The sequence below is a fragment of the Methylobacter sp. BlB1 genome (assembly GCF_015476545.1).
Taxonomy (GTDB): Bacteria; Pseudomonadota; Gammaproteobacteria; order Methylococcales; family Methylomonadaceae; genus Methylobacter.
In genome coordinates this window covers 1-15,621 of record NZ_JADMKV010000057.1, presented here as the reverse complement: position 1 = coordinate 15,621, position 15,621 = coordinate 1, and the positions used below count along the sequence as shown (strand labels likewise).

General features: G+C 43.8%; 20 protein-coding genes. 7 read left to right on the top strand and 13 right to left on the bottom strand.

What is annotated here, in order from left to right; translation table 11 throughout:
* Positions 1 to 31 precede the first annotated feature (31 nt).
* The 4 genes from fdxA to IT781_RS17370 all read right to left on the bottom strand — a co-directional run bounded on the left by fdxA (position 32) and on the right by IT781_RS17370 (position 1,997).
* Positions 32 to 355: a ferredoxin FdxA gene (gene fdxA, locus IT781_RS17385; RefSeq protein WP_194971448.1), complete on the bottom strand. Its 324-nt coding sequence runs from the start codon at positions 353 to 355 to the stop codon at positions 32 to 34.
* Between the two features lie 198 nt (positions 356 to 553).
* Positions 554 to 1,225: a hypothetical protein gene (locus tag IT781_RS17380; RefSeq protein WP_194971447.1), complete on the bottom strand. Its 672-nt coding sequence runs from the start codon at positions 1,223 to 1,225 to the stop codon at positions 554 to 556.
* A gap of 51 nt (positions 1,226 to 1,276) precedes the next feature.
* Positions 1,277 to 1,753, bottom strand: coding sequence for a CYTH domain-containing protein (locus tag IT781_RS17375; protein WP_194971471.1), 477 nt, complete (start codon positions 1,751 to 1,753; stop codon positions 1,277 to 1,279).
* 13 nt (positions 1,754 to 1,766) lie between these two features.
* Complete coding sequence (locus IT781_RS17370; RefSeq protein ID WP_194971446.1) at positions 1,767 to 1,997, bottom strand: CDGSH iron-sulfur domain-containing protein; 231 nt, start codon at positions 1,995 to 1,997, stop codon at positions 1,767 to 1,769.
* Between the two features lie 245 nt (positions 1,998 to 2,242).
* On the opposite strand from IT781_RS17370, the gene sodB reads away from it, so the two are divergent.
* The 3 genes from sodB (at position 2,243) to IT781_RS17355 (ending at position 4,093) form a co-directional block, all read left to right on the top strand.
* The gene (gene sodB / locus IT781_RS17365; RefSeq protein ID WP_194971445.1) at positions 2,243 to 2,824 is read left to right on the top strand and encodes a superoxide dismutase [Fe]; all 582 of its coding nucleotides are present in this window, start codon (positions 2,243 to 2,245) and stop codon (positions 2,822 to 2,824) included.
* Between the two features lie 67 nt (positions 2,825 to 2,891).
* Positions 2,892 to 3,587, top strand: a complete 696-nt coding sequence (locus tag IT781_RS17360; protein ID WP_194971444.1) for an SDR family oxidoreductase — start codon at positions 2,892 to 2,894, stop codon at positions 3,585 to 3,587.
* 5 nt (positions 3,588 to 3,592) lie between these two features.
* The gene (locus IT781_RS17355; RefSeq protein WP_194971443.1) at positions 3,593 to 4,093 is read left to right on the top strand and encodes a DUF3455 domain-containing protein; all 501 of its coding nucleotides are present in this window, start codon (positions 3,593 to 3,595) and stop codon (positions 4,091 to 4,093) included.
* Here the strand turns inward: IT781_RS17355 and IT781_RS17350 are convergent.
* From IT781_RS17350 to arsC, 5 genes are all read right to left on the bottom strand, one after another.
* Entirely contained in the window at positions 4,081 to 5,010 is a 930-nt protein-coding gene (locus IT781_RS17350; RefSeq protein ID WP_194971442.1) for a ketopantoate reductase family protein, read from the bottom strand. The genes IT781_RS17355 and IT781_RS17350 overlap by 13 nt on opposite strands.
* Positions 5,003 to 5,704 (bottom strand): DnaA regulatory inactivator Hda, encoded by a 702-nt coding sequence (gene hda, locus IT781_RS17345; protein WP_194971441.1) that lies wholly within the window; start codon positions 5,702 to 5,704, stop codon positions 5,003 to 5,005. Before hda ends, IT781_RS17350 begins: the two co-directional genes overlap by 8 nt.
* A 2-nt stretch (positions 5,705 to 5,706) precedes the next feature.
* A complete protein-coding gene (locus IT781_RS17340; protein WP_194971440.1) occupies positions 5,707 to 6,060 on the bottom strand; it encodes a DUF2069 domain-containing protein in 354 nt (117 codons plus the stop codon).
* Entirely contained in the window at positions 6,057 to 6,650 is a 594-nt protein-coding gene (gene wrbA, locus IT781_RS17335; protein ID WP_194971439.1) for an NAD(P)H:quinone oxidoreductase, read from the bottom strand. Before wrbA ends, IT781_RS17340 begins: the two co-directional genes overlap by 4 nt.
* Positions 6,651 to 6,753: 103 nt before the next feature.
* Positions 6,754 to 7,101 (bottom strand): arsenate reductase (glutaredoxin), encoded by a 348-nt coding sequence (gene arsC / locus IT781_RS17330; RefSeq protein ID WP_194971438.1) that lies wholly within the window; start codon positions 7,099 to 7,101, stop codon positions 6,754 to 6,756.
* A 164-nt stretch (positions 7,102 to 7,265) separates the two neighbouring features.
* Here arsC and ubiA point away from each other — a divergent pair, with 164 nt between their 5' ends.
* Positions 7,266 to 8,141, top strand: coding sequence for a 4-hydroxybenzoate octaprenyltransferase (ubiA, locus tag IT781_RS17325; RefSeq protein WP_370527035.1), 876 nt, complete (start codon positions 7,266 to 7,268; stop codon positions 8,139 to 8,141).
* 76 nt (positions 8,142 to 8,217) lie between these two features.
* Here the strand turns inward: ubiA and IT781_RS17320 are convergent, their stop codons facing one another.
* Together IT781_RS17320 and IT781_RS17315 are read right to left on the bottom strand one after the other, a co-directional pair.
* Positions 8,218 to 9,063: a sulfurtransferase gene (locus IT781_RS17320; RefSeq protein ID WP_194971436.1), complete on the bottom strand. Its 846-nt coding sequence runs from the start codon at positions 9,061 to 9,063 to the stop codon at positions 8,218 to 8,220.
* Between the two features lie 4 nt (positions 9,064 to 9,067).
* Positions 9,068 to 10,045, bottom strand: coding sequence for an NAD(P)H-quinone oxidoreductase (locus tag IT781_RS17315; RefSeq protein WP_194971435.1), 978 nt, complete (start codon positions 10,043 to 10,045; stop codon positions 9,068 to 9,070).
* A gap of 161 nt (positions 10,046 to 10,206) precedes the next feature.
* Here IT781_RS17315 and argC point away from each other — a divergent pair, with 161 nt between their 5' ends.
* Both argC and erpA read left to right on the top strand, forming a co-directional pair.
* Complete coding sequence (gene argC, locus IT781_RS17310; protein ID WP_194971434.1) at positions 10,207 to 11,238, top strand: N-acetyl-gamma-glutamyl-phosphate reductase; 1,032 nt, start codon at positions 10,207 to 10,209, stop codon at positions 11,236 to 11,238.
* A gap of 65 nt (positions 11,239 to 11,303) precedes the next feature.
* Positions 11,304 to 11,636 carry an iron-sulfur cluster insertion protein ErpA gene (erpA, locus tag IT781_RS17305; RefSeq protein ID WP_194971433.1) on the top strand — a complete coding sequence of 111 codons (333 nt, stop codon included), beginning with the start codon at positions 11,304 to 11,306 and terminating at the stop codon, positions 11,634 to 11,636.
* Between the two features lie 37 nt (positions 11,637 to 11,673).
* Here erpA and IT781_RS17300 read toward each other — a convergent pair whose 3' ends face one another.
* Entirely contained in the window at positions 11,674 to 12,792 is a 1,119-nt protein-coding gene (locus IT781_RS17300; protein ID WP_194971432.1) for an anhydro-N-acetylmuramic acid kinase, read from the bottom strand.
* A gap of 8 nt (positions 12,793 to 12,800) precedes the next feature.
* Complete coding sequence (locus IT781_RS17295) at positions 12,801 to 14,183, bottom strand: peptidoglycan DD-metalloendopeptidase family protein (protein ID WP_194971431.1); 1,383 nt, start codon at positions 14,181 to 14,183, stop codon at positions 12,801 to 12,803.
* A 180-nt stretch (positions 14,184 to 14,363) separates the two neighbouring features.
* Here IT781_RS17295 and tyrS point away from each other — a divergent pair, with 180 nt between their 5' ends.
* Positions 14,364 to 15,560, top strand: a complete 1,197-nt coding sequence (gene tyrS, locus IT781_RS17290) for a tyrosine--tRNA ligase (protein WP_194971430.1) — start codon at positions 14,364 to 14,366, stop codon at positions 15,558 to 15,560.
* The last annotated feature ends 61 nt before the right edge of the window (positions 15,561 to 15,621 follow it).

Here is a 15,621-nt window from a genome sequence, read left to right as displayed (position 1 = left end):
TTTATGTCTGAAGGATAAAAAAGATAAGTTTTTATTTTTCAAGTAAGTCAATTTTGGCTTGTTTACCGTTCCATTCTTCTGCGTCTGGCAGAGGGGCTTTGACTTCGGTAATAACGGGCCATTCTTTGGATAGTTTGGCATTGAGTTCAAGAAAGATTTCCTGTCCTGCCGGTAACTCATCCTCGGAAAAGATTGCATTGGCTGGGCATTCAGGTTCGCACAATGTGCAATCAATGCATTCATCTGGATCGATTACTAGAAAATTAGGGCCTTCACGAAAGCAATCTACAGGGCATACATCAACGCAGTCCGTAAATTTGCATTTAATACAGTTTTCAGTGACTACAAAAGTCATAATTATTACCAGGAAAGTTACAGGGAAAATTGATTAATTTAATGCGCATCTTAGCAGAAAGTGGTAGTCGATAAAACATTGAGTTTTGCGAGAGACACTATTAATTATTTTAATGGTGCGCGTAGAGTTTTAATCGTTCAAAACTTACTGCTCCCGCTATAGGTTTGCTAAATAATGCGCTTATGCATTTAGTATTTGCTAATTAAATAAAGACAGAAATAAGCCTTTTGAGTTGTTGACTTTTCGCTCTTTTGCATTTTTTAAAGCAAGATTCGCTTCTGTTCTGAGTTGGTTGTCTGCATAAAGTTGGTTATCGCGTGCAGGAGATGTCGCTGCTTTTTCGAAATATTTTATAGCTTCATCAGTTTTGTCGTGTGATAAAAGGAAATCACCATAGAAGTAGTTGCTGTCTATGCCATTAGGATTGATCTGGAGCGCTGCTTCTAACATTTCTTGAGCAGTTTTATCGTCACCAAATGAAATAGGCCATTTAGGTGCCATATAGTAAAGTGTGCCTAAGGTGACATAAGCAGATCCGTTCATGGTTTCTGGATTTATCTGTATGGCTTTGACTAATAGCGATCGAGCCTCTTTAATTGCATCGAGTGCAGTAAGTGCATCTTGATGATCGGCATTTGTAGCTTTTACAACAGCTTGCCAGAACATAAGATCAGCGTCATTTGGATATTGTTCGGATAAAGTCATTAACTTATTGAGGAGTTGATGATAAGCCGGACTTTGTTTTGATTTTGGAGTGTTATAATAAATAGCTGCCCATTCAGTCTCAATGCTTTGCAGAGAAGCGTTAAGGGTGTCTGCAAAACATTGAGCTGATAGTAGTAATAATGCAACAAAAGTTGTTTTTTTCATACGGCAACTATAGAGCAAATTGCCGTTTATTTCAATATATGTATGAAAGATTTAGTTTTTGCACCATTCTGAATAAGGATGAATCGCAAGATTATTGTTGTAATAACGCAAATCATAGGTCACTTCCTCGCCTAACCAGTCAGGTTTTGAGAAAGATTGCCCTTCTTCCGATAGCTCAATTTCAGCGATAACCAACCCCTGATTTTCCCCTTCAAACTCATCTATTTCCCAAATGTTGGTATCATTAGTGACAAAATGACGGGTTTTTTCTATTAGAGGCTTTTTGCACAGGTTGCTTAAGATTTCATTGGCATCAGATAGCGGAATTTCATATTCATATTCGTGCCTATGTGTGCCGATGGTTGCGCTTTTTATATTTAACCAGGCTTGCTCATCACTGATTCGGATTCTGATTGAACTAGTCTCAACAGAGCTTAAATAGCCTTGTCGATATCTTATAGAGCGTTTAATTTGTTTGCGCCAATCATTATTGGCAAGTAAAAATTTATGTTCTACTTCTATGGCCATAATAAACAGATTCTTATTTGCAATGGCTGCCATCGCACCGAGGAGGAGTTTGCGATGCTGTGCAGGCGCACAGATAAACCGTTTTAGTCTCCTCTGCTACAAAAGTGACTGGTTTTTTATCTGAAGCCCCTTTATGTGCGCCATCACATAAAGGCATGGTTTGACTTAATCCGCAGCTGCACCATGAATAGCTTTTGCCTGCTTCAACTTGAGCGGGAAGGGGTAAGTTAGTTTTAGTTGGCATGACATACTCTCATATAAAAATATGAATTATAAGATAACTTTAATACTCTAACCATAATCAAAAATATTGGAGGCAATATAATATTTTTTGATTATGGAAAGTTAAAGAAGAGTTAAGTACGTCTTACTTTATTTAATTGCCTAGCAGTGCTAAAGTAATAGTTTATTAAATTACTTGGTATTTATATTCTGTTGTAGACTGACTAATTAGCAACAATTCTTAACGTATTTTATAAGGAGAATCAAATGGCTTTCGAACTTCCTGCTTTACCTTATGCTAAAGATGCACTAGCTCCCCATATTTCAGAAGAAACCCTAGAGTACCATTATGGAAAGCATCACCAAGCTTATGTAACTAATCTGAATAATCTCATTCCTGGAACTGAATTCGAAGGTTTATCTTTAGAAGAAATCATCGTCAAATCTTCTGGCGGCATTTTCAATAATGCGGCTCAAGTCTGGAATCATACATTTTACTGGAACTGCCTGACGCCTAATGGTGGCGGTCAGCCTACAGGTGCTTTAGCCGATGCTATTAATGCTGCCTTTGGCTCATTTGAAAAATTTAAAGAAGAATTCACTAAATGCGCTATCACCACATTTGGCTCAGGTTGGGCCTGGCTGGTAAAAAACGCTGACGGCAGTTTAGCCATTGTTAGTACCAGTAATGCAGGTTGCCCATTAACTACAGGACAAACGCCTCTGATGACCTGCGATGTTTGGGAGCATGCTTATTACATTGATTACCGTAATGCACGTCCATCTTATGTAGATCATTTCTGGTCATTAGTTAATTGGGATTTTGTAGCTAAAAACTTCTCAGCTTAAATTCTGAACTGATAGAAGCCTTCTGTATCCTAAAATGCAGAAGGCTTTTTTTATTGGGAGTAATAGAATGGCTACAGTTTTAATTACTGGTGCAAGTCGTGGTTTAGGTCTTGAGTTTTGCCGTCAATATGCGCAAACTGGCTGGACTGTCATTGCTTGTTGCCGCAATCCAGAGGATGCGTTTGAGTTAAACAATCTCGCGAGCTTACAAAGTAATGTGCAGATAGAAACTTTAGATGTTTCTGATTTTGAGCAGATTGGAATGCTTGCGCATAAATTAGCCAATTTATCGATTGATGTACTGATCAATAACGCCGGTCTTTATGCCGATGACCGAAAACATGCTTTTGGTCAGTTGGATTACCAGGCATGGACTAAATCGTTTCTTATTAATACTCAGGCGCCTGTTAAAATGGCGGAAGCTTTTCTGCCGCAAATCAAACGCAGCGAAAAAAAGTTAATCGTCAGCATAAGTAGTCTAATGGGCAGTATTGCCGATAATACAGGCGGTGGTAGTATTTTATATCGTTCAAGCAAGGCTGCACTTAATGCTGCAATGAAGTCTTTAGCGCTTGATCTTAAAGAGCAATCTGTCGGTGTGCTTATTTTACATCCAGGTTGGGTTAAAACGGACATGGGCGGTATCAACGCTTTGATTGAAGCTGATGAGAGTGTGTCTGGCATGCGTTCCGTGATAGACAATTTTGCTTTATCGCAATCAGGCAGCTTTATTAAGTATGACGGAACTCAATTACCATGGTGAAGCACATGATTAAAAAAATAATGTTTGTTTGGGGAGTGTTATTGGGAACTGTCAATGCTGATCCCTCGATACCTGAGCAAATTCGAGTGCCAATTGGCAATAAACCTGTTTTATCCGCGCATGCGAAGGGTGATCAGATTTACCAGTGTTCAGTAGATAACAATAAATATTTCTGGAAAATACAGGCGCCTGATGCCCGCTTATATGATGCTCAAGGTCAGATTGTTGGGAATCACTATGCCGGGCCTATATGGGAGTATAAAGAAGGCAGTCGTGTTGTCGGACGGATAGTCAATAAAGTCGATATTGCTCCAGAGACATCTATTTCCTGGCTACTGGTTGAAGTTATAGAACACAAAGGCAGCGGCTTGTTTTCGAATGTGAAATATATCAATCGAGTTAACACGCATGGAGGGCTCCCGCCTTTATCCGGATGCGATGCTAATCATCTAGGCAGCGAAAAACGCGTTCCATATACCGCAGACTACATTTTTTATGCCGATTGATTGAGCTTTAATTCCCGGAGTTTCATCAAGCTATAGACGGATTCCAGATAAGGACACGCAATACCTTCCCGTTTGCCAGCACGTAGCGCGTTGCCTAAGATAACTTCCGTTTCCATAGGATGGCCGTTTTCATAATCCAGTAACATGCTGGTTTTATAAGGTGGCATGGCATAAGTATTGTTGATATTGATGTCAATAATATCCTCGGGCAGAGAATGCCCGCAGGCTTCAGCAATGCTGAAAATCTCCTGCATGATATGGCGCACGAAAGTTTCCTGAGATCGTAAAATATCAAGGGTCGGCAGGCCGCCCGATAGAACTGATAATGGATTAAAAGGCGCATTCCAGATGCATTTTTGCCAGCGTCGGGTAACAATATTTTCAGTTGCTTCGCATTCAATGCCGGATCGAACAAATAATTCGCAAAGTCTTATGGTCTTGCTGCTGATGAAACCGGGCAAATTGCCTAGTGCCAGATGGCCATAAGCTAAATGTAATATCTCTCCGGGATTTATCCGATTACTGCAAATAAACGCCAGACCGCTGATGACTTCATTGTCGGGGAAAGCCGTCAGCATCGTCTGCTCGATTTCAACACCATTCTGAATGAATACAATAGCTGTTTCGGCAGTCACTGCAGGGCGAACCAATGCAGCCAAATCAATATCGGGAAGCACTTTTGTACAGAGTAAAACATAATCCGCCATGCCTTTAAAGTCCGCCGCATTTTTTAGCACTTGGGATGGGGTGAAAGTCCATCTGCCAAGATCATTGCTGTTGATAATAAAGCCATGCTGTTTGACATGTTCGTAATCGGAGCGGCAGACGACCGAGACATCAGCGCCTGCTTTAGCCAATAGCGCACCATAGAATGCGCCAATGGCGCCAGCACCAATGATTAGTATTTTGTCAGGCATGGTTGCCGTCCATAATCTGTTTTAAGAATGGAATGGTCAGCTTCCGCTTGGCAGCCAATGATGCCTGATCCAACTTTTCCAGCAGGGCCCACAATGAAGCCAAGTCTCTGGCATAGTGTGTCAATAAGAAGCGCCCGGCCTTAGGAGAAATCTCAAAGCCCATTTGATTGGCTTTAAAGGTTAAAGCCGCGATTCTGTTATGATCAGCTAAAGGCTGGATTTTTAATGCCAGTCCCCAATTAAGCCGGGTTTTAAGATCTGGCAACTGAATAGCAATGTCGTTAGGTGCACGATGGCTAGATAGGATAAGTTTGTGGCCGCGGTCGCGATGGTCATTGAAAAAATTAAAAAAAGCCATCTCCCAAGTTGGATCTCCCGCTAAATGCTCAATATTGTCAAAGCAGACGACATCGATTTCCTCAAGTCCATTAAGCATAGCTGGGTCAGGTAGGGCTGATCTCGAAAAAGAGAAATAGAATGAATTTAACCCTAGAACATAGGCCTGGCAACAGCAGGCTTGCAATAAATGACTTTTTCCCAGCCCATGATTGCCCCAGAGAAAAATAAGCTGTTCGCCAGTACCTGCAATACAGTTTTGCAAATGATTGATAATTTCTTCGTTTTCTCCAGGGTAGAAATTATTAAACGTCTGATTGGCCCTGAATTCAAAATGTAAGGGGAGTTGCTTTGCCATTATCAGCTGTGATTTCCTGAAAAGCGGACATAGAATGTCGAACCGAGAAAAAGCATCAAACTTAGCATGATTTCCAAAGAGGCGTACAAACGTTCATCCGTGTTGGCATACGCTTCAGCAGAGCCGTGTACAAAATAGATAAGGCTGATGTAGGCAGCCCAGGCGCAGCTTTTCCGATTTCTATTCAGCAATCCGCGCATCGGTAGCAATAATGGGATAACGGTAATTAATAACACTAAGGCAACAGGAAAGTGCACCGAAGGAACTAGAATGGTAGGCCACAGCATCAGCAAGACAAACAGGCCGAAAAAGCCAGCCAAAGCCATAGAATGATAATAGATCGTTTTTATTTTCATGAGCCTTGTTTTATATACTGCGCCGTTTTAGCCAAGCGAGTACCAATAGCACGGCATAATTTTTTTTCCTGATCACTTAACACTGCATTGTTTAATGACACATGGCTCGGTCCGTAGGGAGTGCCTCCGGATGTTGTCTCACGCAGGGCCGTTTCAGTGTAAGGTAGGCCTAATATGAGCATACCGTGATGCATCAATGGCAGCATCATTGATAGCAATGTGCTTTCCTGGCCCCCATGCATACTGCCAGTAGAAGTAAATACACCGGCTGGCTTGCCGGATAATGCGCCCGAAAACCAGATTTCGGTCGTACTGTCGATAAAATATTTTAACGGTGCTGCCATATTGCCAAAATGGGTAGGGCTGCCTAGCGCAAGTCCGTCGCAGTTTTTTAAATCCTCCAGTGTGGCATAAGGTGCGCCGTGATCTGGAATGCTTGCTGCGACTTTCTCACAGACGCTCGACACGTCGGGAACGGTTCTGAGTACCGCTTCAACACCGTCAATCAATTCAACGCCGCGAGCGATATGATTGGCCATTTCGGCTGTGGTTCCGTGGCGTGAAAAATAGAGAACCAAGATTTTCGTCATGATGGAAGCTGTGGTTTAAAAAGTGAATTCATTAATGATTAGCCACTTTAGTCTTTCCTTTAGAGAAAGAAGGAAAGATATAATTCTCTATAGAATTTAAATGCTACAAAATATCCAGTACATTTTCCGGCGGACGGCCAATAGCGGCTTTGCCATTGGCAATCACAATAGGACGTTCGATCAATATAGGATTGTCTACCATGCCACTGATCAGTGCTTGGCGGTCCAATGATTCATCATCCAGGCCGGCAGTTTTGTATTCGGCTTCTTTTTTACGCATTAATTCACGAGGCTCCATGCCCAGTTTTTCCAGAATATTATTTAGTTCTGCAACGCTAGGAGGCGTTTTCAAATATTCGATTACCTCAGGCTCAATGCCCCGTGCTTGTAATAATTCCAGGGTTTGGCGGGATTTACTGCAACGCGGGTTGTGATAAATTTTTACGCTCATGATTACCTATCCATTGGGCACAAGTGCTCGTCAAAACAAAAAAGCTATAATAGCATTTTTAGTAAAATTCACGCTTGAAAACGAATGGCTTAAAGCAAGGTGATTGAGTTCCTTTCGAAGCTAGGTTGAACAATTGAAATCACTAAAAGGTAAAGGTAGTGACAATAGACACGATAAAGGATAGAGCCAGTCAGTACTGGTTGTTGGCACGATTCGACAAGCCTATCGGCATATTGATTTTATTATGGCCGGCGCTCTGGGCGCTTTGGGCTGCTGGTAACGGCAAGCCCGACTTGCTGGTCTTGACTGTTATCTGCCTGGGCGTGGTGCTGATGCGGGCGGCCGGTTGCGTAATCAATGATTACGCTGATCGCGAATTTGATCCGCATGTTGAACGCACCAAGCTACGGCCAATCGCTGCCGGCAAGGTTAAGCCTGAGGAAGCTTTGATTGTTTTTGTCGTGCTGTGCCTGCTCTCTTTTGGTCTGGTATTGTTGCTGAACACATACACGGTACTGCTATCCTTTATCGCGGCCTTTCTGGCAGCCAGTTATCCTTTTATGAAACGCTACACCCATTTGCCGCAAGCTTATTTGGGCATAGCTTTCGGCTGGGCGGTACCGATGTCGTTTACTGCGCAGATGAATAGTATTCCTGCTGTGGCCTGGGTTATGTACTTGGCCACGATTTTATGGGCGCTGGTGTATGACACTATGTATGCCATGGTCGATAAAGACGATGACTTAAAAATAGGCGTTAAATCAACCGCCATTTTATTTGGTGAATATGATCGGCACATTATGGCAATTTTGCAGATCATCATTCTTGGTCTGTTGATCGCTGTCGGACAAATGAAAGGCTTGGGCTGGTTTTATTATAGCGGGCTGCTGATTGCCGCAGGCTTGTCCATTTATCAACAGATGCTGATTTTCCGCCGGGAAAAAACTCAGTGTTTCAAAGCCTTTTTGAATAACAATTGGTTTGGTATGGCCGTTTTCGCAGGATTTTTCCTGGACTATTACTGGAAGGTGAATTTCTAAGGAGCCTAAGATTCTTGCATTGCATGCCAGAGCTTTATGCTGGTTTATCCCGGCATGCAATGCCTTTGTTGAAAAGCTAAGCTACGGCAACAGCCCGGTTTTTGTCTCTAATCCAGTCGCTCCAGGAGCCGGCATAAAGTTTAGAACCGGTTAATCCGGCGTGCTCCATAGCCAGCAGATTATGACAGGCCGTGACGCCAGAGCCGCACATATGCACGGTTTGTTTCGGGGGCGTATTGTCTAACAGTTGCTTGAATTGTTCGCGTAATGCATCAGCAGGTAAAAATAAGCCATTAGCGTTGAGATTTAACTGAAATGCGCGATTTAATGCGCTAGGTATATGGCCTGCAACAGGATCGATAGTCTCCTGCTGGCCACGATAACGCTCAGGCGTTCTGGCATCAATCAATTTAATGGCTTTTGCAGCCAATTGGTCACGCACCTGTGCGGCATTCAACCATTGGTTTTCGTCAAGATACATTCTGAAAATGGCAGGTTTAACGACCGGCAGTGTTGTGGTTAATGCATAGCCTTGCTTTTGCCAATGCTTAATGCCGCCATCCAGCACAGCAACTTTGTCATGGCCCATGCAGCGTAATAGCCACCACAGGCGGCCTGCGAAAGCGCCGCCGGCATCATCGTAAGCTACAACCTGACTTTGATTGGTTACGCCCCATTGTCCTAGTTTTTGGGCCAATAAAGAAAAAGACGGCAACGGATGGCGGCCGGTCAAGTCAGTGACTTCTGAAGATAAGTCATTGTTTAAATGCGCATAGCGGGCATTGGGAAGATGGCCTTGGCGATAGGCTCTGGCGCCGACATTCGCGTCGGCTAATGAGAAACGGCAGTCAAAAATAACCCAGTTAGGATCATTGAGATGTTGGTTGAGTGTGTCTGCCGAAATCAAAGTGGTGTAGCTCATGTTTTTATACCGTTAAGATGATTTTGCCGATGTGTTGACTGCTTTCCATGAGTGCATGGGCTTTAGCTGCCTCTGCTAATGGAAAAGTAGCGTGAATTATAGGATTTATTTGACCGTAATCGAGTAGAGGCCAGACCTGTTCAAGCAGATTCCTGGCGATATCGGCTTTAAAGGCAGTTTCTCTGGCGCGCAGTGTCGACCCGGTAATAGTGAGGCGTTTCAGCATGATGGGCAGCAGGTCGATTTCTGATTTCGGGCCCCTTTGTACCGCGATTTGCACTAAGCGGGCATCAAAGGCCATGCATTTTAGATTACGCGGAAAATAATCGCCGCCAATCATGTCGAGCATGACATCGACGCCATTGCCGCCGGTTAATTGTCTGACTTCCTCGACAAAGTCCTGTTCGTTGTAGTTAATCGCCGCGTCCGCGCCGAGTTCTGTGCAGAATCGGCATTTAGCTTCAGAACCTGCTGTGACGAAAACTTTTGCATCAAACGCTTTGCCCAATTGGATAGCCGTCGTGCCTATGCCACTGGAGCCGCCGTGGACAAATAAAGTTTCACCGGCGGAAAGCCGGGCCCGGTCAAATACATTACTCCATACGGTAAAAAAGGCTTCCGGCAGAGCTGCCGCTTCGATCAGGCTCATGTTCTTGGGTATGGGCAAGCATAGATCGGCTGAAGCCAGGCAGTATTCGGCATAACCGCCGCCCGTTACCAATGCGCAGACTTGATCGCCTTCCTTCAGACGGGTTGGGTTTTCGCCGATTGCTTCTACGGTTCCTGCAATTTCCAAGCCCGGAATATCAGAAGCACCCGGTGGCGGTGGATACAGCCCTTTACGCTGCATGACATCGGGCCTGTTAATGCCGGCTGCAGCCACTTTTATCAATACTTGGTCTGCTGAAGGCGAGGGGATGGGGCGTTCTGTTGGCTTTAAAACTTCAGGTGTACCGCTTTCGTTAATTTCGATGGCGATCATTTTGTAAGTCTCAGGCAAAATGGATGAGTTTTTATAGATACAACGTTTTGAAACAAAACGATAATGCCTAATCCGCCTTTGAGTAAAGAAAAATAATTATACTGGATCGGGTTCCAGGTATCATATGCACTGGTTGTTTTTCTGTTGGAGATAAAAAATAGATGATTCGTGCAGGTATTGTAGGCGGAACCGGCTACACAGGCGTGGAATTATTGCGGATTTTGGCTTCGCATTCGGAAGTTGATGTGGCAGTCGTAACGTCGCGTTCGGACGCAGGGTTGAGAGTGGACGCGCTTTATCCGAGCTTGAGAGGCTCTATTGATGCGATATTCAGCCTGCCTGATGAGGAAACACTGGCTACATGCGATGTGGTTTTTTTCGCTACGCCTAACGGCACGGCAATGCAGATGGCTGAGCAGTTGCTGGCGCGCGGCGTCAAGGTGATCGATCTGTCGGCGGATTTCAGGATTAAAAATGTCAAGGATTGGGAAAAATGGTATGGCATGCAGCATGCCAGTCCTGATTTAATTGCCGAGGCTGTTTATGGCCTGCCGGAAGTTAACCGCGCAGCAATAAAAACGGCTCGCCTGGTGGCCTGCCCTGGCTGTTACCCGACTGCGGTACAGTTGGGTTTTTTGCCGCTGATTGAGCAAGGCTTGATTGATACCGCTCAACTGATTGCCGATGTGAAATCCGGCGTCAGCGGCGCCGGACGCAAGGCTGAACTGGCTACATTGATGAGTGAAACCGGTGAGAGTTTCAAAGCTTACGCCGTCAGCGGGCATCGACATTTACCGGAGATCAGGCAGGGCCTTGAGATCGCGGCAGGAAAGTCAGTCGGTTTAACATTTGTTCCGCATCTAACGCCAATGATTCGCGGGATTCATGCAACTTTGTATAGTCAAGCAGGTGCCGATTTGCAAGACATACAAGCCCTGTATGAAAAAAGATATGCCCAGGAGCATTTTGTCGATGTATTGCCTAACGGTGCTCATCCGGATACGCGAAATGTAAGAGGCAGCAACATGTGCCAGATCGCTGTACATCAACCGCAGGGTGGTCGGACAATTGTAGTATTGTCGGTTATCGATAACCTGGTAAAAGGTGCAGCCGGACAGGCGATTCAGAATATGAATCTGATGTTTGACCTGGCAGAAGAGCACGGGTTGAAGATAGTGGCGCTCTATCCATAATTGTTGACTAAAATGCTAGGTATAGTCATAATTTAACTTAATTTCAATTGCTTAATATTTGTATTATGTCCGATCCAATTATTTTTACTGACAGTGCTGCCGCTAAAGTAGGTGAACTGATTGCCGAGGAAGGCAATGACAACCTGAAACTGCGGGTCTATGTCTCAGGCGGTGGCTGTTCAGGGTTTCAATATGGTTTTACTTTTGATGAAGAAGTGAATGAAGACGATACACTGGTCGAAAACGGAGGCGTAACGGTTCTGATTGACTCCATGAGTATTCAGTATTTAACCGGTGCAGAAATTGACTATAAAGAAGATTTATCGGGGTCTCAGTTTGTGATCCGCAATCCTAATGCCACAACTACCTGCGGTTGCGGGTCCTCGTTCTCAGCGTAACGCTGCTTGCTGGGCGGCCAATTGGCCGCCTTTCCTATCAGACGGCTTCATTGCCTCGATAAAGCCCACCCAGAATTACCGCTTTATTTGCTCCAGTCACTTCTTTAAGATTGCCAGGCTGATGGTTTAAAGTCTGCCTGGCCAGCCATGCAAATGCTATGGCTTCCACATGGTCTGGATGAATTCCATATGGCTCCGTTGAGTTAACAGGGCAGTTAAGGTTTTGCCGAATTAGTTCTAATAGATAGACATTATGTATGCCGCCGCCGCAAATCAGCACACGTTCCGTCAAAGGCGCATATTTTTGAATAGCTTCACAAATAGTAATGGCTGTTAAGAAACACAAACTGGCCTGAATATCTTCAGCTTTATAGTTTGCTGATTTAATCTTTTCATTCAACCACGACAGTGAGAAATATTCCTTACCTGTGCTTTTAGGTGGCAGAGCACTAAAGTAGGCATCTTGTTTTAAATATGACACTAAATCATAGTTAATCTTACCGGTTCTGGCCCAATCACCGTTTTTATCATACGCCAGATTGCGGTGTTGATTAATCCATAAGTCCATTAATGTGTTTCCCGGTCCTGTATCGAATCCTATGACTTTGGACGATTGATAGGCGGGCAAGACCGTAATATTGGCTATACCACCAATATTGACAATGCAACGATGCTCGGTCGGATGATTAAATACGGCCTTATGAAAAGCAGGAACTAAGGGAGCCCCTTGTCCGTTTACGGCAATATCGCGGCGCCTGAAATCCGCCACCGTAGTAATGCCGGTTTTTTCGGCAATGATGTTCGGGTCGCCAATTTGCAAAGAAAACGGAAATTGAATGTCAGGCGCATGGTAAATCGTTTGGCCATGGCTGCCGATTGCTAGGACAGATGATGCGGGAACCTGGGCCTTAGCGAGCAGCGAGTTGACAGCCTCTGCGAATAAATGCCCAAGACGCGTATCCAGAGCGCCATAATCTTTGAGGGAAATCAATGTTTCAGGTTCGTTAAGCCGTTGGATTGCGTTTCTGATGTCAGACGAGAAAGGTAAATAATCGAATGCAATAAGCTGAGTTTTATGGTTTTCAAAATCAATAAGGCTTGCATCGATACCATCAAGACTGGTTCCGGACATCAGGCCAACATAAAGCTCAGACATTGGTTTTTTTAATTATATTGAGATTGTGTTTTTGCAAACAAACTCTTAGCTTTAATCTGATTCAGTTGAGCTAATAAAGGTTGCGTTTGTGATTTGAAGTCAGCCAGTAAGTTTTCACCGATCGGCAAGGAATTCGGCAGTTTTACTGTTTCCGGATTGCGATAAACACCATCAACATGGAATTCATAATGTAAATGAGGGCCGGTAGCCAAGCCTGTCTGGCCTATATAACCGATAACATCGCCTTGTTTGACGTGGCTGCCGACCTGTAGGCCCTTTTTAAAGTTGGAAAGATGCGCGTAAAGAGTTTCATAGTGATCCCCATGCTTAATGATGACAACTTGTCCATAACCGCCTTTGCGTCCGCTGAAAATAACTTCACCATCGCCCGTGGTTTTTACAGGTGTGCCAGTCCTGGCGGCATAATCGACACCTTTGTGTGCGCGAATTCTATTCAATATGGGATGCTTACGGTTCAGGTCAAAATGAGAACTGATGCGAGCAAAATCGACGGGGGTACTCAAGAAAGCCTTTTGCATAGACTGGCCATCAGGTGTGTAGTAATTGGCTCTACCTGTTTCATCTATGTATCGAACTGCTGTGTATGTTGATCCCTGATTGGTGAATTGCGCAGCAATGATTTCGTCGGTATTGGTCTCTTTGCCATTAACAACCTTTTTTTCATAAACAACAGTGAAATAATCACCATTCCTTAGATTAGTCGCAAAATCGATATCCCAAGCGAAAATATCAGTAAGTTGCATGATCAATTCTTTTGATAGTCCAGCATCCAGTCCGTCTAGGAATAAAGATGTCTCAATAGTGACATGCGCACTGGCAGTTTTATGGTTGGAGTTTTGATTTCGCATCTGCAATGATGCTTCTTTTTCGAACGGCTCATAGGATTCGGCAGTATGGCCCGGTTGATATTCGCCTAGATCCAAGCGAGAAATATTAGTAGGGCTTTCCTGCAGACGCGTTTTATTGTCAGCAATATGAATTGGAGTTGTCTTGATTGAATGGTGTGTAATTACTGAGCGCTTTCGATGGCTTAATTGGGATAACGCCTGGGATTGTTCCTTAGCAGTTGTTTGGAGATGGGATTTTTTATTAAGCTTAGACGAAGCTATATATTTCTTGTGATTTTTAGAGGCAGAGGATGCATCATGCTTCTTAATGGTTGAAGCTATAACCTGTCTTTTGTTGCCTGTTTTAGAAGCAGCGGTATTTCTCTTTTTAACAGATTTCGCGTGTCCGGAGTGCCTAGTTGATAAAGCAACAGTTTTAGTCGTCCCGCTTTTATGAGTCGGTAGTGTTTGTGCATAACTGGTAGTTGCTGTAAAGGCTGCGCTTATTCCCAAGAACAAGGTCGTATAAATTCTTTTTTTCACGAGATTATAGCTAAGTTATTGAAACATAAGTAAAGCGTGCTTTGTCGAGAAACTTCCCGATCCATTTTAAGGGTTTTTAAAGGTTTTACCAAATAATAGACGATATAAAGATTTATTCTATGGAGTGGTTCAATAATCCTATAATAATATTTTTTACATACTCGATAGCGGAGAAAGACATTGCAAGAGGAAGTATTAGCCCACCTTCTTAGAGGTGCTGATGAGGTTTTGGTTGAGCAGGAGTTGGTTAAAAAGCTGGAAGAAGGAAGGCCTCTTCGTATTAAAGCCGGTTTTGATCCGACTGCGCCAGATCTGCACCTGGGGCATACGGTGCTTATCAATAAACTAAAGCAGTTCCAGGATGTTGGACACGAAGTTTTGTTTCTGATTGGCGACTTTACCGGCATGATAGGTGATCCGACAGGAAAAAATGCTACTCGCAAACCGCTGACGCGCGATGAAGTTATCGAGAATGCGAAAACCTATGAAGAACAGATTTTTAAGATTTTGGATCCTGCCAAGACATTGGTGATGTTTAATTCAAGCTGGATGAATGCAATGTCGCCCGCTGATCTAATCCAATTGGCTGCTAAACATACAGTGGCACGCATGCTGGAACGGGATGATTTCAACAAGCGTTTTAAAAGTGGCCAGCCTATTGCAATTCACGAGTTCCTTTACCCGTTAATACAAGGTTATGATTCCGTGGCTATGAAAGCGGATGTAGAGTTGGGCGGCACCGATCAAAAGTTTAACTTATTGGTTGGGCGGCAGTTGCAAGAAGTTTTTGGCCAAAAGCCGCAAGTCGTTATGACCATGCCAATTCTTGAAGGGTTGGACGGCGTCCAGAAAATGTCCAAATCACTCAATAACTATATAGGCATTGCTGATTCCCCTGACGACATGTTTGGTAAATTGATGTCAATATCAGATGAATTGATGTGGCGTTATTTTGAATTATTGAGTTTCAGGTCTATATCTGAAATAAAACAATGGACACAGGCATGTGAGCAGGGCGCAAACCCACGCGATTATAAAGTCAAACTGGCACAAGAAATTATCGAACGTTTCCATAATGCCGCAGCAGCTAAAAAAGCTTTGGAAAATTTCGAAGCGAGATTTCAGCGTGGAGCCATACCGGATGAGATGGATGAAATAGAATTGAGTAATGAAGGGAAAGGGTATGGTATTGCAAATTTATTGAAAGATGCTGGATTGACTGCCAGTACATCTGAAGCCATTCGCATGATAAATCAAGGTGCTGTGAAAATTGATGGAGAAAAGCTTTCTGATTCGAAAAAAGAGATTCCGGCAGGGACGACGCATGTTTATCAAGTAGGCAAAAGAAAATTTGCTCGCGTGACAATAATCGCTTGACGAATAAAAAAAAGCCGGTAGAATACGCCTCTTCCTTCGGGGCAGGCGCCTCGGCAGGGCT